The sequence below is a fragment of the Actinoplanes oblitus genome (genome assembly GCF_030252345.1).
GTDB classification, from domain to species: Bacteria; Actinomycetota; Actinomycetes; order Mycobacteriales; family Micromonosporaceae; genus Actinoplanes; species Actinoplanes oblitus.
In genome coordinates this window covers 175,831-198,334 of the sequence record NZ_CP126980.1, presented here as the reverse complement: position 1 = coordinate 198,334, position 22,504 = coordinate 175,831, and the positions used below count along the sequence as shown (strand labels likewise).

Below are 22,504 nucleotides of genomic sequence, written 5' to 3'. Positions count from 1 at the left end.
TCACCTCGTTCCCTCCCACCGGTCAGCCGTCCTCCGGCTCGGCGGTCTCCTCGGCGTTCACCCAGCGCGCCATCAACTCGATCAGCTCGTCCAGGTCCACTGGCTTGGTGATGTAGTCGCTCGCTCCGGCGGCGAGAGCCGACTCCCGGTCACCGGGCATCGCCTTCGCCGTGAGAAACACTACCGGCAGGTCGCGGAAACGCTGATTCCGCCGGATACCCCGGGTGGTCTCGTAGCCGTCCTGGTCCGGCATCATCGCGTCCATCAGCACGATGTCCACTTCGGGATGTTCGTTCAGGATGCGTACGCCATCCACCCCGTTGTCCGAGTACAGGACGTGCAGCCCGTGCATCTCCAGCGCGCTGGTCAGGGCGAACACGTTCCGCACGTCGTCGTCGACGATCAGCACCGTGGCGCCGTCCAGCTGCCGGCCGGCCGGGTGGGTCGCGGCCGGCTCCTCGGGGCGCGGCGTGACCAGCGAGGGCAGCTCCATCAGCGGCATGCTCAGCGGCGCGACCGGACGGACCGACACCGCCTTGGCCGGCGCCGCGGGCAGCACCGGCATCGGGATCGCGTCCGGGGTCAGCGCCTCCGGCATGTAGAGCGTGAACGTCGACCCCTCACCCGGCACCGAGCGGACCGCGATGGTGCCGCCGAGCAGCGCGGCGAACTCCCGGCTGATCGACAGGCCCAGGCCGGTGCCGCCGTATTTCCGGGTGGTGGTGCCGTCGGCCTGCTGGAACGGCTCGAAGATGATCGCCAGTTTCTCGTCCGAGATGCCGATGCCGGTGTCCCGCACCGCGAACGCGACCACCTGATGCGACGAGACCAGCGACGGTACGTCCAGGTCGGTGTCCCGGGAGGCGGCGAAGATGCTCAGCGTCACCGAGCCGCTGTCGGTGAACTTGACCGCGTTGGACAGCAGGTTGCGCAGGATCTGCTGGAGCCGCTGCGGGTCGGTGACGATCGAGTCCGGCAGGTCGGGGGCCAGCTCGACCTCGAAGTGCAGGCCTTTCTCCTCGGCCTGCGGCACGAACGCCTGCTCGACGTAACTGCGGATGCCGTCGAAGTCGACAACGTCCGGCTCGACGTCCATCCGGCCGGCCTCGATCTTCGACAGGTCCAGGATGTCGTCGATCAGCGAGAGCAGATCGGAACCGGCACTGTGGATGGTGCGGGCGAACTCGATCTGCTTCTCGGTCAGGTTCTGATCGGTGTTGTCCGCCAGCAGCCGGGCCAGCAGCAGCAACGAGTTGAGCGGGGTACGCAGCTCGTGGCTCATGTTGGCGAGGAACTCGGACTTGTAGGTGTTGGCCCGGGACAGCTGCTGGGCCTTCTCCTCCAGGCCGAGCCGGGCCAGCTCGATCTCCCGGTTCTTCAGCTCGATGTTCGCCTTCTGCTCGCTGAGCAGCTTGGCCTTGTCCTCCAGCTCGGCGTTGGTGCGCTGCAGCTCGGCCGACTGGTCCTGCATCTCCCGGGCCAGGCGCTGCGACTGCGTCAGGAGCTCTTCGGTACGCCGGTTCGCCTGGATCGTGTTCAGCGCGACACCGATCGTGGCGACCAGCCGCTCCAGGAACGTCAGGTGCAGGCCGGAGAACGCTGCCACCGACGCGAACTCGATCACCCCGAGCATCTCGCCCTCGAACAGCACCGGCAGCACCACCAGGTCGTTCGGCGGCATGGCGAGCAGCCCGGAACGCATGGTCAGGATGCCGTCGTGGGTGGCCCGGACCCGGATCGTGCGGCGGGACACCGCGGCCTGCCCGACCAGGCCCTCACCCGGCCCGAAGGTGACCTCGTGGTCGCGGGCCACGTAGCCGTACGCCGCGGCCAGCCGCAGGCGCGTCACCGCTTCCTCGTTGTCGACCAGGAAGAACGCACCGAGCTGGGCGTCCACCAGCGGGGTCACCTCGGTCATGATCATGCGGCAGACCTCGCCGACGTCCCGCTGGCCCTGCAGCAGGCCACCGATCCGGGCCAGGTTCGAATCGAGCCAGCCCTGCTCCGCGTTCGTCTTGGTGGTGTCGCGGAGCGTCACGATCATCTGGTTGATGTTGTCCTTGAGCTCGGCCACCTCGCCCTGCGCCTCGACCGCGACGCTCTGCGTGAGGTCGCCGCGGGTCACCGCGGTGGACACCTCGGCGATCGCCCGAAGCTGGATGGTGAGCGTCGAGGCGAGCTGGTTGACGTTGTCGGTGAGGTCGCGCCACGTACCGGAAACGCCTTTGACCTGGGCCTGTCCGCCGAGCTTGCCCTCCGAGCCGACCTCGCGGGCCACCCGGGTCACCTCGTCGGCGAACGACGAGAGCTGGTCGACCATGGTGTTCACGGTGTTCTTCAGTTCGAGGATCTCGCCGCGGGCGTCGACGGTGATTTTCTGCGACAGGTCGCCCTTGGCCACCGCCGTGGTGACCGAGGCGATGTTGCGCACCTGGCCGGTCAGGTTAGAGGCCATGTAGTTGACGTTGTCGGTCAGGTCGCGCCAGGTGCCGGCCACCCCGCGCACCTGCGCCTGGCCGCCCAGCTTGCCCTCGGAACCGACCTCGCGGGCCACCCGGGTCACCTCGTCGGCGAACGACGACAGCTGATCCACCATGGTGTTCACGGTGTTCTTCAGCTCCAGGATCTCGCCCTGCGCGTCGACCGTGATCTTCTGCGACAGGTCACCTTTGGCCACCGCCGTGGAGACCTGGGCGATGTTGCGCACCTGGCTCGTCAGGTTGGACGCCATCGAGTTGACGTTGTCGGTCAGGTCGCGCCAGGTGCCGGCCACCCCGCGCACCTGCGCCTGGCCGCCCAGCTTGCCCTCGGTGCCCACCTCGCGGGCCACCCGGGTCACCTCGTCGGCGAACGACGACAGCTGATCCACCATGGTGTTGACAGTGGACTTGAGCTCGAGGATCTCGCCGCGCGCGTCGACCGTGATCTTCTGCGACAGGTCGCCCTTGGCCACCGCGGTGGTGACCGAGGCGATGTTGCGCACCTGGCTGGTCAGGTTCGAGGCCATGTAGTTGACGTTGTCGGTGAGGTCGCGCCACGTACCGGAAACGCCTTTGACCTGGGCCTGTCCGCCGAGCTTGCCCTCCGAGCCGACCTCGCGGGCCACCCGGGTCACCTCGTCGGCGAACGACGACAGCTGATCCACCATGGTGTTCACGGTGTTCTTCAGCTCCGCGATCTCGCCGCGCGCGTCGACGGTGATCTTCTGCGACAGATCACCTTTGGCCACCGCCGTGGAGACCTGGGAGATGTTGCGCACCTGGGCGGTCAGGTTGGCGGCCAGCTGGTTGACGTTCTCGGTCAGGTCGCGCCAGGTGCCGGAGACGCCGCGGACCTGGGCCTGACCGCCCAGCCGCCCCTCGGTGCCCACCTCGCGGGCCACCCGGGTCACCTCGTCGGCGAACGACGACAGCTGATCCACCATGGTGTTCACGGTGTCCTTGAGCTCCAGGATCTCGCCCTGGGCGGCCACCGTGATCTTCTGCGACAGGTCACCTTTGGCCACCGCCGTGGAGACCTGGGCGATGTTGCGCACCTGACTCGTCAGGTTCGACGCCATCGAGTTCACCGAGTCGGTGAGGTCCTTCCAGGTGCCGGCCACGTTCGGCACGTCGGCCTGGCCGCCCAGCTTGCCCTCGGTGCCCACCTCGCGGGCCACCCGGGTGACCTGCTCGGCGAAGAGCCGCAGGGTGTCGGTCAGCCCGTTCATCGTGTCGGACAGCTCGGCCACCTCGCCGCGGGCCGACACGGTGATCTTCTGCGACAGGTCGCCGCGGGCCATCGCGGTGGCCACCTGGGAGATCGAGCGCACCTGGTGGGTCAGGTTCGACGCCATCGTGTTCACCGAGTCGGTGAGGTCCTTCCAGGTGCCGGCCACGCCCCGGACGTCGGCCTGGCCGCCCAGCTCGCCCTCGGTGCCCACCTCGCGGGCCACCCGGGTCACCTCGTCGGCGAACGACGACAGCTGATCGACCATGGTGTTCACGGTCCGGCCGATCCGCAGGAATTCACCCCGGAGTGGGCGGCCGTCCATTTCCAGCGCCATGTGCTGGGAGAGGTCACCCTCAGCGACCGCGCCGACCACCCGGGAGATCTCCGTGGTGGGCCGCCCCAGGTCGTCGATCAGCGAGTTGACCGAGCGGACGCTGTCCGCCCAGGCGCCGTCCAGGCCCTCCTCGTCGAGACGCTCGGTGAGCCGGCCGTCCCGGCCGACGATCCGGCTGATCCGCCGGAGGTCGAGGTTCTGCCGCTCCTGCAGCGACACCACCTCGTTGAACGCTTCGGCGACCGACCCGGCCAGGCCGTCCCGCCGGGGCAGCCGCACCTTGAGATCGCCACGCCGGACCCGGCGCAAGGCGTCAGCGAGTTCACTGAGCAACACGGTTTCGTCGGGCCCGCCGACGGTGGCTTCTTTGGCCGCAGTCATGCTGTCCTCACTCGCTGTCCTACTGCCGGGGCTACCTATCCTCTCTCGCCCGACCGGGTCAATGCGAGAGACGACTTTGTGCATACACCCACCAACGGGAGAGGATGCATGCTGTGCCAGCGGAGGTCGGAACCAGGACGAGCGTCCCGTCGGGAGCGTCGTCCGGCACCCTCGTGCGCAAAGCCCGCCTGCCCAACGACCGGCGGACCCCGGCGGCGGCGCGGGCGCTGGTCCGCTCGGTGCTCGAGGAGGCCGGACTGGACGGTCTGCTCAACGAGGCTCTGCTGCTGACCACCGAGCTCTCCACGAACGCCGTGGTGCACGCCAACACCGACCTCGACATCGAGGTGACGGCCGATCCGGGCGGGCTGACCGTGACGGTCACCGACTTCGCCCCCGGGCCGGTCGAGCAGCTCGCCGTCGGCCCCAAGAACGAGAGCCCGAACATCGGCGAGGTCGCCGAGCGCGGCCGCGGCCTGCTGCTGGTCGATCACTTCGCCAGCCGGTGGGGCACCGTGCACGAGGGCGACGGCAAGGGCGTCTGGTTCCACCTGGACCACCGGGGCACCGGCGAGGAGGCCGGCCGGATCCCGGCACCGGCCGACGCGCCCAGCCTCGGCGCGCTGACCGGGTTGCTGCGCAGCGGCTCCGACCGGCAGACCGAGGACGGGCAGGCCGACCTGACCGATCTCGCCACCGACCTGCTCTCCCGGCTGGCCCGGCTGACCGGCGCGGCGGGCGGGGTGCTGCGGGTGGACCGTGGCGACGGCATGGGCCGGCAGCTGCTCGCCCGGTACGGCCGGGCCCCCCGGGACAACGCGGACACCATCCGGGTCCCGCTGACCGTCTACCGGCCGTACTCCGGCGAGCTGGAGCTGGACGCCGCCCCGGTCGGGTACGCCCAGTCCCTCGCCGTCATGGTCGCCGAACGCTTCTCGCTGCACCTGGAGAACGACCGGTTGCGCCGCGCCGACGTACGCCGGCAGACCTGGATCACGTTCCTGGCCGAGGCCAGCGAGCTGCTCGCCCAGTCCCTCGACGTGAACCTCACGATGGCCCTGATCCCGCAGCTGGTGGTGCCCCGGCTGGGCCAGTGGTGCGCGGTGCACACCACCGACACCTGGGGCCGGCTGCAGCTGGCCGCGGCCACCCACGCCGACGAGTCCGCGCTGGTCAACCTGCACGCCACGCTCGCCGAGTCCGGACCGGAGTCGATACTGGCCCGGCTGGAGGAGGCGTCCCGGCTGGGCAGCCAGGTGATGTTCGGGGCGCCGATGGAGGGCTTCGCGGTGCCGCTGGTGGCCCGCGGCGCCCGGCTGGGCACGCTCGCTGTCGGCCGGCACGTCAAGCACCGGCACGACGCCGACGAGGTGGCGGTGCTGGAGGACGTGGCCCGCCGGGCGGCGCTGGCCATCGACAACGCCCGGATCCACGACGAGCGGCGGACCGTCGCCCGGACCCTGCAGGCCTCGCTGCTGCCGCCGGCGCTGCCGCACGTCGAGGGCATCGGCTTCGCCGCCGAATACGTGCCGACCGGCTCCGAGGTGGGCGGCGACTTCTACGACGTGATGCCGTTCGGCGAGGACCGCTGGCTGGTGGTGGTCGGTGACGTCTCCGGCAAGGGCGTCCAGGCGGCCACGGTGACCGGCCTGGTCCGGGACGTGATCCGGATCCTGGTCGACGACGGCAAGTCGCTCAGCGACATCCTCCAGCGGGTGAACCGCACGCTGGTGCAGCGCGGCGGCGGGCGGTACTGCACGCTCGCGATGGCCTCGGTGACCCGGCTGGCCGACGCGCGGCTCGGCGTCTGCCTGCATCTGGCCGGGCACGACCGGGCGGTGCTGGTCCGGGCGGACGGCAAGACGTCGTTCGTCGGCGAGGGCGGCACCGCGCTCGGCCTGCTGGAGGCGATCACCTCGCCGGACGCCGAGGTCACGCTCGGCCGCGGCGACTCGTTGATCTTCTACACCGACGGGGTCACCGAGCGGCGGCGCGGCCGGGAGTTGTTCGGCTCGACCCGGTTGCGTGACGCGGCGGCCCCGTTGGCCGGTTATCCCGCTGACGCGATGGCGGCCCGGCTGCGCTCCACCACGATCAACTTCTCGGTGGAGGAGCCACGGGACGACATCGCGATCCTGGTGTTGCGCAACGACGCGTGAGGGTGGGTGGATGAAGACTCAGTACTACACCGCGACCACTATCGACGGCTATATCGCCGACGACCACAACTCGCTCGACTGGCTCTTCGAGGTGGCCGGCGGCGACGAGCATCCGTTCGGCGAGTTCTTCGCCGAGATCGGTGCGTTCGCGATGGGCTCCACGACGTACGAGTGGATCCTCGACCACGAGAACGCGCTGGTGCACCCGGAGAACTGGCTCGAGCCGTACGGCGACACCCCCGCATGGATCTTCACGCACCGCGAGCTGCCCGGCATCCCGGGGGCGAACCTCCACTTCGCCAGCGGTGACGTCGCCACCGTGCACAAGGAGATGGTGGCCGCCGCCGGCGGGAAGAACGTCTGGCTGGTCGGTGGCGGTGAGCTGGTCGGCTCGTTCGCCGACGCCGGGCTGCTGGACGAGCTGATCCTCGGGGTGGCGCCGGTGACGCTCGGGTCCGGGGCGCCGCTGCTGCCCCGCCGGCTCTCCTCGCAGCGGCTCACGCTGACCGACGTCACCCGGCTCGGCCAGTTCGCCAACCTGAGGTACTCGGTCGGTCCACCGACCTCCTGATCGATCTGCCCCTTTTGTCGCCGTCGGCGTGGCATGGTGTTGGCATGGCGAAGACGCAGTACTACACCGCCACCAGCATCGACGGCTTCATCGCCGACGAACGCAACTCGCTGGACTGGCTCTTCGAGGTGGATGAGGGCACCCAGAACCCGTTCGGCGAGTTCTTCGCCGGCGTCGGCGCGTTCGCCATGGGCGCGACCACCTACGAGTGGGTGCTGGAGAACGACAACCTGCTGGAAGAGCCACAGAACTGGCACGACATGTACGGCGACGTGCCCTGCTGGGTCTTCACCCACCGCGACCTGCCGCCGGTGCCGGACGCCAACGTCTTCATGATCAGCGGGGACGTCCGCCGGGTGCACGAGGCCATGATGGTCGCCGCCCAGGGCAAGAACGTCTGGCTGGCCGGCGGCGGCGACCTGGTCGCCCAGTTCGCCGCGGAGGGCCTGCTCGACGAGATCATCCTCGGCATCGCCCCGGCCGTGCTGGGCAGCGGCACTCCGCTGCTCAAGCACCGCCTGCGGGTGGACGAGCTGATCCTGACCGGGGTCCGTGAGGTCGGCCAGTTCGCATACCTCACCTACGCGGTCGGCGACGTCGCCCGGATGGGCCGGCACCTGGCCGCCGAGACCGCCACGGTGCTCCCGGCCAACTTCTGACGCTCAGGCCGGGCAGCGTCCGCCAACTCTGGACCCGCCTCGCACTCCGCCGGACTCCGGACACGGCTCAGAACAGGTCGCGGGGCTCGGCCATCTCCAGCTGGGCGGCCAGGGCCGGCGGCGCCGAGACCACCACGATCCGGCCGCTGCGGGCGAGCAGCACCTGCTCGACGCCGGTCACGATCTCGGTCACCCGGCGGGCGGCCAGCCCGGTCGGCAGGACCGCGTGCACCGTGCCGCGGCCGGCCGAGCCGCGCAGGGCCACCGGCTGCCCGCACAGGTCACGCAGCGCGTAGGTGATCGCCGGCAGGTCCTCGGGCCGCACCGAGATCCGGACCGTGACGTCCGGCGGGCCGAACGGATAGCGGCCCCACCAGGACGGGCCCTGCCCCGCCTGGTCCGTCTCCGCGCCCCAGACCTGGGCCAGTTTCGCCGCGCGGCCGGCCACCGAGCCGGTGTCGCCCTCCAGCAGCACCGCCACCGCGCCCGCACCCGAGCCGGGCAGGTCGACCTCGATCGCGCTCGGCTCCAGCCGCTGCGCCACCGCCTGCTCGACCAGCTCGGCCACCGCGGCCGGGGTGGTCACCGCCCGGGCCAGCCAGCGGCGCGCCTCGGGCAGCGGCTCGGTCCGCAGCACCGCCGCGGTGAGCACGCCCTCGATCTCGGCGATGCCGGGGCGGCCGTCCTCGCCGTCGGACTCCGCCTCGGCGCCGGTGGCCTGGGCGTAGGTCACCCGCTCGGTCTGGTGTGCCGGGCTGCCGAACCGGTGCGCGAGCGGCCCGGACTCGTTGACCGCGAGCATCCCGCCGACGGTGGCCCGGGACGACGGCGGGTCGACGGCCAGCCGCCGGCCGCGCAGCGCCAGGGCGGCCTGGGCGGCCGCGACCGGGGTGCCGGCCGCGATGGTGGCGGTGGCGCCGTGGTGGTCCCACATCCCGTTGAGCCGGCCGGTGTCGACGATCAGGTCCAGCCCGGCCGGTGGCACCCCCCAATCGATCTTGCTGCCGGAGCCCCGCACCCGGACACTCAGCCCACGCTCCGCCGCGAGCCGCAGCGTGGCCGCGGCGGACCGGCCGGTGGCCGGGACAGCGACGAACCCGGCGCGCTGCCCGCCCACCCGGTCGACCGACCGGGCGGGGCGCGCGAAACCGGGCCCGCAGATGTCCACGAGCGCATCGAGAAGGGAATCAGTCACGTCCGAAGCCCCCAGACCGCAGATCGAGATCCCTGAAGATCGTCCACTCTGGCACATCGTACACATGTTCGAATGAGTGGAGTCCGCGTGTGTAAGAAACTCAATCCGGACCGATCCGCCGGTAACGTGTCCCAGGTGACGATCGAAACGCCCGCCGGTCCACCGACGGCTCGCCAGGCCCCGTCCGAGCGCACCCACCACGGTGACACCGTCACCGATGAGTACGCCTGGTTGATGAACAAAGAGGACCCGGCCACGATCGCCTATCTCGAGGCGGAGAACGCCTGGACCGACGCCGCCACGGCACACCTCGCCGAGCTGCGGGAAAAGGTCTTCCAGGAGATCAAGGGCCGGACCCAGGAGACCGACCTGTCGGTGCCCAGCCGCAAGGGTGGGTACTGGTATTACACCCGCACCGAGGAGGGCAAGCAGTACGGCATCCACTGCCGCGTCCCGGTCCGCCCGGGCGAGACCGACCCGCCGATGGGCGACGCGCGCCCCGGCGAGGAGGTGCTGCTCGACGGGAACCTGCTGGCCGAGGGGAAGGACTTCTTCGCGCTCGGCACGTTCGATGTCAGCCCGGACGGCAACTGGCTGGCCTACTCCACCGACTTCGCCGGTGACGAGCGGTTCACGCTGCGGGTCAAGGACCTGCGCAGCGGCGAGGTGCTGGCCGACGAGATCCCGGACACGTTCTACGGCAGCGCCTGGTCGGCCGACGGCAGCATGCTCTTCTACATCACCGTCGACGAGGCGTGGCGCCCCGACCGGGTGCACCGGCACGTGATCGGCCGACCGGCTGCCGACGACGTCGTCGTCCACCAGGAGACCGACGAGCGCTTCTGGGTCGGCGTCGAGCTCACCCGCAGCGAGAAGTTCATCGTGATCGACGCGCAAAGCAAGATCACTTCTGAGGTACGCGTGATCCCGGCCGACACCCCGGACGTCGAGCCGATCCTGATCGCCGAGCGGCGGCAGGGCGTGGAGTACCAGATCGAGCACCACGGTCACCGCTTCCTGATCCTGCACAACCGGGACGCCGAGGACTTCGCCCTGGCCTACACCTCCGTTGACGCGCCGGGCGAGTGGGTCGAGCTGATCCCGCACCAGCCCGGCACCCGGCTGGAGTCGGTCGACGCGTTCGCCCGGCACATCGTGATCTCGCTGCGCCGGGACGGGCTGACCGGGCTGCGGGTGATGTGCGACGGCAGCACCGACACCTACGACATGGAGTTCCCCGAGCCGCTCTACAGCGTCGGCCTCAGCGGCAACCCGGAGTACGACACCGCGTCGGTCCGGATCACCTACACCTCACTGGTCACGCCCGACTCGGTCTACGACGTCGACCTGGTCACCCGCACCATGACGCTGCGCAAGCGGAAACCCGTCCTCGGCGGCTACGACCCGGCCGACTACGAGCAGTTCCGCGAGTGGGCGCACGCACCTGACGGCACCCGGGTGCCGATCTCGATCGTGGCCCGCAAGGGCGTCGCGCGCGACGGCTCGGCGCCGGCCGTGATCTACGGCTACGGCTCCTACGAGCACAGCATCGACCCGTACTTCTCCATCGCCCGGCTGTCCCTGCTGGACCGGGGCGTGGTCTTCGCCGTCGCGCACGTCCGCGGCGGCGGCGAGATGGGCCGCCGGTGGTACGAGGACGGCAAGATGCTGGCCAAGCGGAACACCTTCACCGACTTCGTGGCGTGCGCCGAGGCGCTCATCCGCAACCGCTGGACCAGCGCCGACCGCCTGGTCGCCCGGGGCGGCTCGGCCGGCGGCCTGCTGATGGGCGCGGTGGCCAACCTGGCTCCGGAGACGTTCGCCGGCATCCTCGCCGAGGTGCCCTTCGTCGATCCGCTGACCTCGATCCTCGACCCGTCGCTGCCGCTGACCGTCACCGAGTGGGAGGAGTGGGGCAACCCGCTCGAGTCGGCCGAGGTGTACGCGTACATGAAGTCGTACAGCCCGTATGAGAACGTCGCGAAGCTGCCCTACTCCAAGATCCTCGCGGTGACCAGCCTCAACGACACCCGGGTGCTCTATCACGAGCCGGCCAAGTGGATCGCCCGGCTGCGCGCCACGGTTCCGGAGGGGCAGTTCCTGCTCAAGACCGAGATGGGCGCCGGGCACGCCGGCCCGAGCGGTCGTTACGACTCGTGGCGGGAGGAGGCCTTCAACCTGGCCTGGGTCCTCGACACCATCGGCGCCGCGGGCGCCTAGCGATCGCTTCCGGCAGGCGCTGGTGCGACCATCGCCTGCCGGGCATCGTTCAGAAGGGCTCGGGGATCCGGTGCGGGGGCCGCTCCGGCTCGCGGTACCCACCGGCCTTGCGCTGCTTGGGCAGGCTCACCTCGCGGTGCTTGAGCGGCTCGTACGGCACGCTGCTCAGCAGGTGACTGATGATGTTGAGCCGGCCGCGCTTCTTGTCGTCGGTGTGCGCGACATACCAGGGTGCCCAGGCCGTGTCGGTGGTCCGGAACATCTCGTCCCGGGCGCGCGAGTAGTCGTACCACCGGCTGTACGACTTGAGGTCCAGGTCGGAGAGCTTCCAGACCTTGCGCGGGTCGTTGATCCGGTTCTCCAGCCGACGGGTCTGCTCCTGCTGGCTGACCTCCAGCCAATACTTGATCAGGATGATCCCGGAGTCGACCATGGCCCGCTCGACTCCCGGCACCTGCCGGAGGAACTGCTCGGTCTGCTCCGGCCGGCAGAAGCCGAGCACCCGCTCCACCCCGGCGCGGTTGTACCAGCTGCGGTCGAACATGACCACCTCGCCGGCGGCGGGCAGGTGCGCGACGTAGCGCTGCAGGAACATCTGCGACCGTTCCCGTTCACTCGGCGCCGGCAGCGCCACCACCCGGAAGACCCGCGGACTGACCCGCTCGGTGATCGCCTTGATCACCCCGCCCTTGCCTGCCGTGTCCCGCCCCTCGAACACCACGCAGACCTTGGCGCCGCTGGTCTTCGTCCACTCCTGCATGGCCACCAGCTCGCCGTGCAGGCGGCGCAGTTCGTGCTGATACTCCTTCTCCCGCATCCGCGGTAGCGGGCCGTCCTCGTGCTTGTGCTTTGCCATGCCCCACCCTCACGCCGGTCCCGGCCCGCTCACCTCACCCCCGGAGGAGGGTTTTCCGGGTGCCGGATCAGGCGCGGCGCAGCGCGACAACGGCGATGTCGTCGGCCTGGTCCGCCGAGCCGCCCAGGCGAGTCAGCAGGCGGCTGCAGAAGGCGTCCAGGTCCGGCTCCACCTCGGCCGCGCAGGCCGCCAGGGCCCGCAACCCGACGTCGATGTCGGCGTCCCGCCGCTCGATCAGGCCGTCGGTGTAGAGCACCAGCGTCCCGCCGGGCGGTAGCTCCAGCTCCAGCTCGCCGCGCACCGGGGCGTCCAGGCCGAGCAGGGCGCCGCGCGGCCAGACGAACCGCGCCTCGCCGTCGATGTGCAACAGCGGCGGCAGGTGGCCGGCCGACGCCATCCGGATCTTGCCGGTGGCCGGGTCCAGCGTGAGCAGGCAGAGGGTGGCCGAGTCGGCGGGCAGCACGGTACGCATGAACCGGTTCGCCAGCTCCAGCACGGCACCCGGCGGGTGCCCCTCGACCGCGTAGGCGCGGACCGCGTGCCGCAGCTCGGCCATCACCGTGGCGGCGTGCAGCGAGTGCCCGGCCACGTCCCCGATCGCCACCAGCAGCTTGCCGTCCAGCACGGTCAGCTCGTAGAAGTCGCCGCCCACCTCGGTCTGCGCGCCGGCCGGTTCGTACCGCACGGCCAGATCGAGTCCGGGCACGTCGGGCAGCTTCGACTGGAGCAGGCTGCGCTGCAGCGTGACGGCGATCCGGTGCTCCTCGTCGAACGACCGCTGCGCCTCCACCGCGGCCGCCACCGCCTGGGACAGCTGCCGCAGCACCGGGAAACCGGGCGTCTGCGAGCTGCCGGAGACCGCCACGTACACCGGGGGCCGGTCGATCCGCAGCCGGGCCGCGGCCACCGCGACGGTCTCCCCCTCCGGCCAGTCGACGACGTCCCAGTCGGCCGGCTCATCGGTGCGGACCAGCGAACCCACCGCTACGCGATGACGAGGAACAGCCCATTTGCGTACGGCGGCGGGCGGCCCCGCCGCGGCCAGGCTCTCGCCCTCGGACGTCTCGGCCACCACCACGACCGGCCCGCCGAAGATCTCCACCGCGCCGGTGGCCGCCGCCTCCAGCAGCGCCGACAGGGTGGACGCCGAGTTGATCGCCAGGGTGGTCTCGGCCAGCTTGACCATCCGCTCGGCCAGCAGCTCGGCGCGCTGCCGGGCCCGGTAGTACCGCAGCACGGCCTGCGCGGTAGCGATCAGCTCGTCCGGCTCGATCGGCTCCACCAGGTACGCGTCCGCGCCCCGGTTCAGGCCCTGGGTGCGGTCGTTGACGTCGACGGCGTGCGCGGACACGTGGATCACCGGCAGGACGCCGTACCGGGGATCGGTTTTGATCTTCTCGCAGACGTCGAAACCGCTCATGTCCGGCAGCTTGACGTCGAGGACCACCAGGTCGGTGTCGACAGCGGCGGCGTCCAGCTTGCGCAGCGCCTCGCCGCCGGTCTCCGCCTCCACCACGGTGAACCCGGCCCGGGTCAGCCAGCTGACCAGCAGGTAACGCTTGGTGGCGCTGTCGTCGACGACCAGGACGGTGGCTTTCCCGTGGCCCTGCCCGCGTTTTCCGGCGCGCGGCAGCTCAGGGGTCATGACGACCCGGCCGGCAGCTGGAGCGTGAAGGTGCTGCCCTCCCCCGGAACCGAATCGACCCGCAGGCCGCCACCCAGGATCCCGGCCAGCCGCCGGGCGTAGGGCAGGCCCAGGCCGGTGCCCTTGCCGCTGATCGGCTTGCTGCCGGGCACCTGGTAGAACTCCTCGAAGATGCGTTCGTGCAGCTCGGGCGGGATGCCGGTGCCGGTGTCCGCGACCACGAAGACCACCTCGGTGCCGGCGCGCCGCACGCTCAGCCGCACCGAGCCGGACTCGGTGAACTTGAGCGCGTTGGTCAGCAGGTTGCGCAGCACCTGGGCGAGCAGCACCTCGTCGGAGCGCAGCGTCGGCACGGCCGGCTCGTCCACCACGAAATCCACCTCGGGCCGGGTGGCGAGCGGGCGCAGGGTGCCACGGAGCTGGCCGAACATCGCCTTGAGGTCGACCTCGGACCAGTTCGGCTCGATCCGGCCGGCCTCCGCCTTGGCCAGGTCGAGCAGGCCGTTGACCAGGGTCAGCAGGTCGCTCGCCGAGGTGCGGATCAGCTCCACCTGCCGGGCCTGCTCCTCGGTCAGCTCGTCCGAGGAAGAGTCGACCAGCAACCGGCCCAGCCCGATGATCGCGGTGACCGGGGCCCGCAGCTCATGGCTGACGTTCGCCAGGAACCGGCTCTTCGCCTCACTGGCCGTGCGCAGCTGCACCGATTTCTCGTCCAGCTCGGCGTAGAGCGCGACCACGCCGCGGTTGGTCTCCTCCAGCTCGTCGGAGAGCTGGTGATAGAGCGCCATCACGCCGCGGTTGGTCTCCTCCAGCTCAGCGTTCAGCCGGGCCAGATCGTCGCGTTGCGCGCGCACCTCGTCCAGGGCCGCGATGAGCTGCTGGTTCTGCACCGCCAACTCGTCCAGCGGGCTGCCCGGCACGTGCTGAGCCAGCCCGGCACGAATCTCGTCCATCCGCGTCCGGGTCAGTACTGGCGCGCCGGGAGGGAGGCGCCGCGCCATCCGGACCGTCGTGCCGGGACCACCATCGTCGACCTCCATCATGTCGACCAGGCGGCCGACCTGCTGCAACTGCTCGGCCAGCCGGGCTGCGCCGCCGGTCGCCGAGTGTGCCATTGTCACCTGGAGACTGGGTACCCCGTGCGGGTCCGCCGTGAACGTCACGTCCGCGTCCGGCCCCTCGGCGAGCAGCACCCGGCCCACCTCACTCAGCGCGGTGGCCACCCGGGTCTGGTCCTGCGACTCCATGCCGACCGCGCGGGCCACCTCCCGGCCCAGCTGACGGATCGAGAAGATGTCCTGCTCGACCCGCAGGCGCATGCGCATGAGAGGCTCGGGCGCGCTCATCGCAACCGGGCCACGATAACGCCGGCGTCGTCCCGGCGGGTACCGGCGTCGCGCAACACGGTACCGGCGATCACCTCGGGCGAGCGGGTCAGCAGTCCGGGGTACTCCGCCGGATTCCAGCGGTCCACCACGCCGTCCGAGTGCATCACCACTATCCCTCCGGGAGGCAGGGGATAGTCGTACTCCCGGATCCGCCGGCGCTGGTGACCGGCGATGCCGGGCATCGAGATCATGCCGCGCCGCCCGCCGACCGTGTCGAACACGGTGCCGACGATGTTGCCCAGCCCGGCGTACCGGACCAGGCCGGCCGCCTGGTCGAGCTCGGCGACGGCGAGGGCCGCGCCGCGGGTGTGCCCGAGCGCGCGATGCAGCGCCTCCACCACCATCGCCGGCGGCGCGGCGGCGGTCTGCCGGAACACTCGTACCGCCTCCCGCGAGGCGGCCGCGGCCAGTCCGCCGTGCCCCAGCCCGTCACAGACCAGCAGCTGCCGGCGGCCGTCGGTCTCCCGGGCGGCCACCGCGTCGCCGCTCACCGTCTCCCCGGTGATCGGCCTGGTCAGCCCGGCCGCCCAGGGCACCGCCGGCAGCGAGCCCGGCCAGACCTGGACGACCAGCACCGTCCCGCGGCCCGGCAGCGAGTGCAGGTCCCAGCGGCTGGCCTGGCGCTGGATCGCACCCAGCCCGATGCCCAGGGTGCCGGCGGTGGAGTGCCCGTCGCCGAGCGAGTGCGGCACGTCGGGCATCCCCGGGCCGCTGTCGATGGCGATCAGTTCGACGCCGGCCTGCGCCTCGACGCGGACCGCGCGAACCAGGATGGTGCCCTGCAGGGCGTGCTTGACCAGGTTGCCGGCCATCTCGGCGGCGACGATGGAGAGTTCCGCTATGCGTTGCTCCGGCATGGCGAGCTCACTGGCCAGCCGTTCCGCGGCACGGCGTACCGCGGCGGCTGTCCCGGCGGCCTCCACCCGGAACCAGACTCCCTCGTCGAGGAGTCCTTCGGGTACGGACACCACCGCTCCTTCAGTCATCGACACCACTTGGTCACGGTGATCGTCGTCCCCGCGCCGGGCGCGGTCTCGATGGCGAACTCGTCGACCAGCCGGCGTGCGCCGCTGAGTCCCAGACCGAGCCCGCCACCGGTGGTGTACCCATCGGTGAGGGCCAGCTCCAGGTCGGCGATACCCGGCCCCTGATCGGCGAAAACAATCCGGATGCCGGCCCGGATCTCGTTGCGCACCCGGCTCACCTCGACGGTGCCGCCACCGCCGTAGACCAGGGTGTTGCGGGCCAGCTCGCTGGCCGCGGTGACCAGCTTGGTCTGGTCGACCAGGGAGAGCTTGGCCTCCACCGCGACCGTCCGCACCAACTGCCGGACACGGACCACGTCCTGGTCGGTGGCGACCGGGATCCGCCGGCTCTCCTCGTTCACGGCGTGGTTACCGCTGCCTGGTCGGCCTCGTCCTCGTCGTCGTCACCGAGCAGCATCTCCGCCTCGGTGCGGGTGCGTGCCAGCATCTCGATGGCCAGCTCGACGTTGAGCGCGGTCCGGATCCCCGGCAGCGAGAGGCCCAGCTCGACCAGGGTGATCGCCACCGCCGGGCGCATGCCGACCACCACTGTCTCGGCGTCCAGCACCCGGGAGACCGACGCGATGGTGGCCAGCGTCCGGCCGACGAACGAGTCGACGATGTCCAGCGCGCTGATGTCGATGATCACACCGTGGCAGCCGGTGACGACGATCTTCTCGGCCAGGTCCTCCTGGAGCTGGAGGGCGGTCTGGTCCTCCATGTCGATCTGGATGGAGACCAGCAGGAAGTCGCCGATCTTCAGGACCGGGACGCGCTCCACGTCAGCGCTCCGTCCGCTTGGCGCCGACCACCCGGTAGCTGTTCTTGCCCAGGACGTAGCGCAGCGCGTCGGCCAGCGAGGACTTGGTGGCGATGTCGCCGAACTCGATGCCGAGCGCGACGATGGTCTGCGCGATCTGCGGGCGGATACCGGAGATGATGCAGTCGGCACCCATCAGGCGGGCGGCCACCACGGTCTTCAGGATGTGCTGGGCCACCTGGGTGTCGACCGCCGGGACGCCGGTGATGTCGATGATCGCGTACGGCGAGCCGGTGTCGACGAGGGTCTGCAGCAGCCGCTCCATCACCACCTGGGCGCGGGCCGAGTCGAGGGTGCCGACCAGCGGGACGGCCACCACGCCCTCCCACAGCTTCACCACCGGGGTGGAGAGCTCCAGCAGCTGCTCGGCCTGGTCGGCGATCAGCGACTCGCGCACCCGGACGTAGCTGTCGAAGGTGAACAGCGCGGCCCGGTCGACGAAGGCGGCGAAGGACACGTAGTCCCGCAGGGTCCGCGCGTCGGTCTGGTCGCCGAGCACCTCGAGGACCACGTCCTTCAGCGTGAACACGCTGACCGCGGTCTCGGTGGCCGAGAAACCCTGCCGGGCCCGGTTGTTGGACAGCTCGCTGAGATGAGCGCGCAGCTCACCGGCCTCCTCGTCAGCGAGGTCCTGAGCACCCGCGGCGAGCGCCTGCTGAAAACCTTTCTGCAATTCCCGGGTCTGTCGCTCCAGCTCCGGCCGGGTCATTCGGCCCTGAAGGCTGACTCCGACCAGCTCCGCCCACCGGGCCACCAGCCCGTCGGCGTGCTCCTTGAGCAGGTTCGCGAAGCGACCCGACTCGTCCGGACTCAGCGCCACCGCTGCCTCCCCCAACCACACGATCCGTGCGCAACGGCCGGACTTTACCATCAGGATGTCCGTTAATTGCTGTAGACCAACTAACGGGCGAGGTCAAGGCCCTCGTCCCACCGCGCACATCCCCCGGTACTTGGAGTACCGTTCAGCAATAACAGAAGGGTCCCCGAATGTCCTTGACGGTGCAGACCGAACAGCGCGGCGACATGGTCGTCGTGTCGGTGGCCGGTGAGCTCGACATGGCCACCGCCCCGCAACTGCAGGACCAGATCAGCGACCTGCTGGAGAAAGGCCGGACCAGGCTGGTCTTCGATCTGGCCGAGGTCTCGTTCTGCGACTCCACCGGCCTGTCCGTTTTCGTCCGGGCCAAGAACAGCACCGACGATGCCGGCGGCACCGTCCGGCTGGCCGCGCCGCAGCGGGGCGTGCTGCGCATCCTCGAGGTGAGCGGTCTGGTCGAGGTGCTGCACACGTACCCGACGGTGGACGAGGCGGTCAGCGCGCAGGAGCCTGCGCTCGACTGACGCCTGACATTCGACGGACGTTCCGGTCGGCGTAGTTTGTCGCCGACCGGTGACGGGAACTCGTTGCCGGATTGACCTCGGCCCCCCGGGAGCGCCCGTGAAGAAAATGTTCCAAGGCTTCAAAGACTTCATCATGCGCGGCAATGTCGTCGACCTTGCCGTGGGTGTGGTGATCGGTGCCGCGTTCACCAGCGTGATCACCCAGTTCACCAAGTCCTTCCTGGAGCCGCTGATCCGTCTGATCACCGTGCTGATCATCGGCAAGGATGGTCTCAAGGGAGACCCCTCAAGCACTCCCTCGCTCCACGGCATCCCGTTCGACGTGATCGCCTTCGTCAACGCGCTGATCACCTTCTTGCTCACCGCGATCACGCTGTACTTCTTGGTCGTCTTCCCGCTCAACGCGCTGGCCGAGCGGCGCCGCCGTGGCGAGGAGCCGCCGCCGAAGGCGCCCAGTGAAGAGGTCAAGCTGCTCACCGAGATCCGGGACGCGCTGGTCGCCCAGTCGCGGGACGGCCGGCACGCCCAGCAGGGCAACGTCTACGGCAGCGCGGTCGACGACATCCTGCAGCGCCGCCAGGAGCCCCCGCGCTAAAACAGTCGGAAAAGATCCGCCCTCCCGGCACGGTTCGAACAGATGTTCGATACAGTGCCGGGATGGAGCAGCGTAAGCACTGGTGGAACGGTAAATGGGGACGTCTCGCCCGGAAGGACGTCTACCTCCGCACCAACGGCGACCAGTGGTACGTCGAGCAGCGCGCCGGCGGCTCCGACGGCGCCTCGCACTTCTTTGAGTACGACAGCGAGGACGCCGCCCTCGACATGGTCCGTGCCCTGCTGAACGGCCCGGACGAGTGGCGGGAGCTCTCCGTCCGCCCGCCCCGCTGACCGGGTCCACCGCGTTTTCCACACCAGGGACTTGCCCACAGGGCACGCGAAAGCCTCCACGGATTTCCGCCATACTGCTTGCGGGGGCTGCCCCCTTGGGAGGGTGGGCCTTCGATGCGCCACGATCCACCCGCTGACCTGCGAAACCTTCCGTTCAGGCCGCGCGATCGCCGCGGGAGTCCCGAGCGGTGAGCGGCCCGGCTGGCGGCACCACCCGTAGCCCCGGCCGTCGCGTCCCCGGCGCCTCGGTCTCCTCGCCGGCCGCTCCGTCGAAACGCCACCCGGCCCCGGCCCGCGCCCCGGGTGGCCGCACCGACCCGCCGGCGCCCCGGGACAGCGCCACCACCAGCAGATAGCCCACGATCACGAAGCCGTGACCGACCAGCCGCGCGACGTCCACCCGGCCCCCGGTCAGGTCGTTGACCGAAAGCAGCAGCAGCATCCCGACGAACGCGGTGAGCATCGGCACCAGCCCGACCGGCCGGGTCCGCCGCAGCGCGATGAAGAGGTATCCCGTGCCCACCGCGGCATTCCACGCGGCCGACTCGTTCCACAGGTGCCCGGGCGCGGCGGACAGCCCCAGATGCACGTGCCCGGCGCTGGACGCCCCACCGATCTGCGCCAGCCCCAGGATGATCTGCACCGCCCCGACCAGCGCCAGCGCGACATACAGCAGCGCGGCGAGCGGCAGGCGGCGCCGCGGCGCCTTGGCCGGCGCCGCCGGCCGGGCGGCCAGGATGGCGGCACTGAGATCCGGCACGTCAGGGACTTTTCCGGTACGCGTCAGCCGGTTCACCGCCGCGGCCGCGTCCAGCCAGGCCCGGCATCCCGCGCAGCCGGCCAGGTGCTCGTCGACCAGCGGCCGGGTCACCGGGTCGTCCTCGCCGTCCAGTTGCGCCGACAGCATCTCGCGCCACCGCTCACACGCCATGCATCCATAGTCGCGCGAGCTGCGCCAATGGTTCCCGCCGTCTTTCCCCGGCGGCACCCGCGCCGATCGCGCGCCGGCCTTCATGGGCCCGCGCCTCGCAACGCCCCCGCCGTCCGCACCCGCGCCCCCTCAGCGCTCCGGCTTCAGGCATCCGCACCTCCTGAGCGCCGGCCTTATTGCTCGGGGCCGACCGGCAACTCCTGGCTGTGGCCGAGCAGGCGCCGCCGCTCCCGGAACGCTCGCAGGTTCGCCGTGTTGCCGCAGGTGCTGACGTCGTGCCAGACACCGCTGTTGTTTCGCGAGGTGTCGAAGAACGCCGCCCGGCAGACCGTGTTGTGGCACAGCTTGAGCCGCGGCCAGACCCCGGCCTGTTGTGCGAGCAGCGCCTCGGCCCAGAGTGCGGAGGCCAGCCACCGGGTGCCCCGGCCGGTCGGCACCACCCGCACCCAGCCGGCCGCGTCCGGTGCCAGGCTGACCGCGACGTCGGCGGGCGGCAGCGCCCCGGGCGGCTCCTGGTTCGACCCGGCCAGCACCACCTGCTCGAACGCCGACCGCAGCCGGCGCAGCGACCGCAGGTCACCGGCGGAGAGCAGCAGCGTCGGGGCGGGCAGGCCGGACACCCGGGACCAGGCACCCAGCGCGTCGGTCACCCACCACTGGGCGTCCTCCACCGTGCCCAGCAGGTCCGGCCCGTACGACATCGCCGCGCGAGTGTTCAGCAACTCCTGGATGAGGGCGAAGCCCCCGGGCGCCTCCCGCACGCCGTGCCGGGCGCTCGCCTTCCACGACATAGCCGAAGACTACTTGACTCTTTTTCACCCCCGTCGTCCCCCGGTCCCGGTCACCACCCGGGCGGGTGGACGATCCGAGATGATCGGTGGACGGTTGTAAATAGGTCACTACACTGACCCGGCTGATGACGAGGGAGGCCCCGTGCGGAGAGTTCTGGCGTTCACGGTCGCCGCGATGACCACGCTGACCCTGGCCGCCGGCTGCGACTCCGACTCCGGCTCGCCGACCGCGCAGGGCACGTCCTCCGCCGTACCGGAAATCTCCTCGAGCGGGCCCACCGGGACCGCCGCACCCTCCGCACCGCCCTCCTCCGCCGCGCCGTCCACCCCCGTGGCGCCGGCGCGCAAGCTGAAGGTCGGCGCCAAAGGCGCCGATGTGCTGGCCCTGCAGCAGCGGCTGACCGCATTGGGCTATTGGAACGGCAAGGCCGACGGCAAGTTCGGCGGGACCACCCAGCAGGCGATCTTCGCCTTGCAGAAGGCCGCCGGGATCGGCCGGGACGGCACGGTCGGCCCGAAAACCCGTAAGGCGCTGGATGCCGGCGTGCTACCGAAAGCGAGGTCGACCAGCGGCCGGACCGTCGAGATCGACCTGAAGCGGCAGCTGCTCATGCTGGTCCAGGACGGGCGGATCACCCAGGTCTTCAACACCTCGACAGGTTCGAACGAGTACTACGAGTCGGAGGGTGAGACCCATCTGGCCGACACCCCGCGCGGCAAGTTCAAGGTCAGCCGGCAGATCGACGGCTGGCGGCACGCCCCGCTGGGCCTGCTCTGGCGGCCGAAATACTTCAACGGCGGGATCGCCGTGCACGGGGCGACCAGCGTTCCGCCCTACGCCGCCTCACACGGCTGCGCCCGGGTGTCGATCGCCGCGATGAACTGGATGTGGAAGAACGACGCGCTGCCCCTGAAGACCAAGGTCTGGGTCTACTGACCGCGCCGGCATCCGGGGCCCCGGCAGCAGCCGCCCCACCCCGCCCCGCGGGAAGGCCGTTTCCCCGGCCGCGGGAGCACCATCCCGGTGCGGGAGGACCGTTTCGCCCCGCGGAAGAACCGGCGGGATCGTCGCCTCCTCGGGCGGGAACGCCGCGCTGTACAACTCCGCGCAGAGCACCACACCCAGCCACGGTACCCACGGCCCGCTCAGCGTCAACGGCTCCCGCCGCCCCCGCATCCGCAGCGTGACCGCCCAGTCCGCCGGCTCGCTGAGCACCTCGGTCAGCACCCGGAGCGACCACTGCCGCTCCCCCACCATGATCCGCTGATCGGTGATCGCCACCACTCGGCGCCCGTCCCCGGCCACGTCCGCCGGGAACCACCCGTACTGCTTCTCCCCCGGAAGCAGCCGCACGGTCGGCGACACCCCCGCCGGCCGCCCACCCCGATCCACCAGCGCAGCCAGCAACATCATCGACCGGAACCCGGCTCGCAGCTGTTCGTCATCCCACCCAGTCACCACAACACTCCGTTCCCGAACGTGCCGGGCGGGCCCCATCCCACCACGTCACGCCGCACTGACCCTTGCACGCCAATGCCAACCTGACCAGCGAATACACACCCAAGAGTGCGCCACAAGACCGTTCGTC

19 protein-coding genes are annotated in these 22,504 nt (G+C 70.7%); 8 read left to right on the top strand and 11 right to left on the bottom strand.

Features of this window, described 5'->3' with window-relative positions:
* Nucleotides 1-22: 22 nt before the first annotated feature.
* On the bottom strand, nt 23-4,426 hold the full coding sequence (locus Actob_RS00915) for a HAMP domain-containing protein (protein ID WP_284918016.1): 4,404 nt from the start codon (nt 4,424-4,426) through the stop codon (nt 23-25).
* Nucleotides 4,427-4,530: 104 nt separating this feature from the next.
* On the opposite strand from Actob_RS00915, the gene Actob_RS00910 reads away from it, so the two are divergent.
* Genes Actob_RS00910 through Actob_RS00900 form a run of 3 tightly spaced genes read left to right on the top strand, consistent with a single transcriptional unit; the run spans nt 4,531 to nt 7,815 of the window.
* Entirely contained in the window at nt 4,531-6,585 is a 2,055-nt protein-coding gene (locus tag Actob_RS00910; protein WP_407653532.1) for a SpoIIE family protein phosphatase, read from the top strand.
* Nucleotides 6,586-6,595: 10 nt separating this feature from the next.
* Entirely contained in the window at nt 6,596-7,156 is a 561-nt protein-coding gene (locus Actob_RS00905) for a dihydrofolate reductase family protein (RefSeq protein ID WP_284918013.1), read from the top strand.
* Nucleotides 7,157-7,200: 44 nt separating this feature from the next.
* The gene (locus Actob_RS00900; protein WP_284918012.1) at nt 7,201-7,815 is read left to right on the top strand and encodes a dihydrofolate reductase family protein; all 615 of its coding nucleotides are present in this window, start codon (nt 7,201-7,203) and stop codon (nt 7,813-7,815) included.
* Between the two features lie 67 nt (nt 7,816-7,882).
* On the opposite strand, the gene Actob_RS00895 is transcribed toward Actob_RS00900, so the two are convergent.
* Nucleotides 7,883-9,010, bottom strand: coding sequence for an FAD-binding oxidoreductase (locus Actob_RS00895; protein ID WP_284918011.1), 1,128 nt, complete (start codon nt 9,008-9,010; stop codon nt 7,883-7,885).
* A gap of 135 nt (nt 9,011-9,145) precedes the next feature.
* On the opposite strand from Actob_RS00895, the gene Actob_RS00890 reads away from it, so the two are divergent.
* A complete protein-coding gene (locus Actob_RS00890) occupies nt 9,146-11,230 on the top strand; it encodes a S9 family peptidase (RefSeq protein ID WP_284918009.1) in 2,085 nt (694 codons plus the stop codon).
* 49 nt (nt 11,231-11,279) lie between these two features.
* Here the strand turns inward: Actob_RS00890 and ppk2 are convergent, their stop codons facing one another.
* The 7 genes from ppk2 to Actob_RS00855 all read right to left on the bottom strand — a co-directional run bounded on the left by ppk2 (nt 11,280) and on the right by Actob_RS00855 (nt 17,784).
* Entirely contained in the window at nt 11,280-12,086 is an 807-nt protein-coding gene (ppk2, locus tag Actob_RS00885) for a polyphosphate kinase 2 (RefSeq protein WP_284918008.1), read from the bottom strand.
* Between the two features lie 67 nt (nt 12,087-12,153).
* Nucleotides 12,154-13,731 (bottom strand): SpoIIE family protein phosphatase, encoded by a 1,578-nt coding sequence (locus Actob_RS00880; RefSeq protein WP_284918007.1) that lies wholly within the window; start codon nt 13,729-13,731, stop codon nt 12,154-12,156.
* A complete protein-coding gene (locus tag Actob_RS00875; protein WP_284918006.1) occupies nt 13,728-15,077 on the bottom strand; it encodes a sensor histidine kinase in 1,350 nt (449 codons plus the stop codon). The genes Actob_RS00880 and Actob_RS00875 overlap by 4 nt, the downstream gene beginning before the upstream one ends.
* Nucleotides 15,074-16,105: a SpoIIE family protein phosphatase gene (locus Actob_RS00870; RefSeq protein WP_284918005.1), complete on the bottom strand. Its 1,032-nt coding sequence runs from the start codon at nt 16,103-16,105 to the stop codon at nt 15,074-15,076. Before Actob_RS00870 ends, Actob_RS00875 begins: the two co-directional genes overlap by 4 nt.
* Nucleotides 16,102-16,506 carry an anti-sigma regulatory factor gene (locus Actob_RS00865; RefSeq protein ID WP_284918004.1) on the bottom strand — a complete coding sequence of 135 codons (405 nt, stop codon included), beginning with the start codon at nt 16,504-16,506 and terminating at the stop codon, nt 16,102-16,104. Before Actob_RS00865 ends, Actob_RS00870 begins: the two co-directional genes overlap by 4 nt.
* Nucleotides 16,503-16,925: an STAS domain-containing protein gene (locus Actob_RS00860; protein WP_284918003.1), complete on the bottom strand. Its 423-nt coding sequence runs from the start codon at nt 16,923-16,925 to the stop codon at nt 16,503-16,505. Before Actob_RS00860 ends, Actob_RS00865 begins: the two co-directional genes overlap by 4 nt.
* A gap of 1 nt (nt 16,926) precedes the next feature.
* Nucleotides 16,927-17,784 (bottom strand): STAS domain-containing protein, encoded by an 858-nt coding sequence (locus tag Actob_RS00855; protein ID WP_284918002.1) that lies wholly within the window; start codon nt 17,782-17,784, stop codon nt 16,927-16,929.
* Nucleotides 17,785-17,951: 167 nt separating this feature from the next.
* Between Actob_RS00855 and Actob_RS00850 the strand changes: the two genes are divergently transcribed.
* The 3 genes from Actob_RS00850 to Actob_RS00840 all read left to right on the top strand — a co-directional run bounded on the left by Actob_RS00850 (nt 17,952) and on the right by Actob_RS00840 (nt 19,193).
* On the top strand, nt 17,952-18,305 hold the full coding sequence (locus Actob_RS00850) for an STAS domain-containing protein (protein WP_185038677.1): 354 nt from the start codon (nt 17,952-17,954) through the stop codon (nt 18,303-18,305).
* A gap of 106 nt (nt 18,306-18,411) precedes the next feature.
* A complete protein-coding gene (gene mscL / locus Actob_RS00845) occupies nt 18,412-18,900 on the top strand; it encodes a large conductance mechanosensitive channel protein MscL (RefSeq protein WP_284922198.1) in 489 nt (162 codons plus the stop codon).
* 62 nt (nt 18,901-18,962) lie between these two features.
* A complete protein-coding gene (locus tag Actob_RS00840) occupies nt 18,963-19,193 on the top strand; it encodes a hypothetical protein (RefSeq protein WP_284918001.1) in 231 nt (76 codons plus the stop codon).
* A 154-nt stretch (nt 19,194-19,347) separates the two neighbouring features.
* Here Actob_RS00840 and Actob_RS00835 read toward each other — a convergent pair whose 3' ends face one another.
* Together Actob_RS00835 and Actob_RS00830 are read right to left on the bottom strand one after the other, a co-directional pair.
* Nucleotides 19,348-20,124, bottom strand: coding sequence for a zf-HC2 domain-containing protein (locus tag Actob_RS00835; RefSeq protein WP_284918000.1), 777 nt, complete (start codon nt 20,122-20,124; stop codon nt 19,348-19,350).
* A gap of 173 nt (nt 20,125-20,297) precedes the next feature.
* Nucleotides 20,298-20,915: a CGNR zinc finger domain-containing protein gene (locus tag Actob_RS00830; RefSeq protein WP_284917998.1), complete on the bottom strand. Its 618-nt coding sequence runs from the start codon at nt 20,913-20,915 to the stop codon at nt 20,298-20,300.
* A 142-nt stretch (nt 20,916-21,057) separates the two neighbouring features.
* On the opposite strand from Actob_RS00830, the gene Actob_RS00825 reads away from it, so the two are divergent.
* Nucleotides 21,058-21,852 (top strand): L,D-transpeptidase family protein, encoded by a 795-nt coding sequence (locus Actob_RS00825; protein WP_284917997.1) that lies wholly within the window; start codon nt 21,058-21,060, stop codon nt 21,850-21,852.
* Nucleotides 21,853-22,504 lie beyond the last annotated feature (652 nt).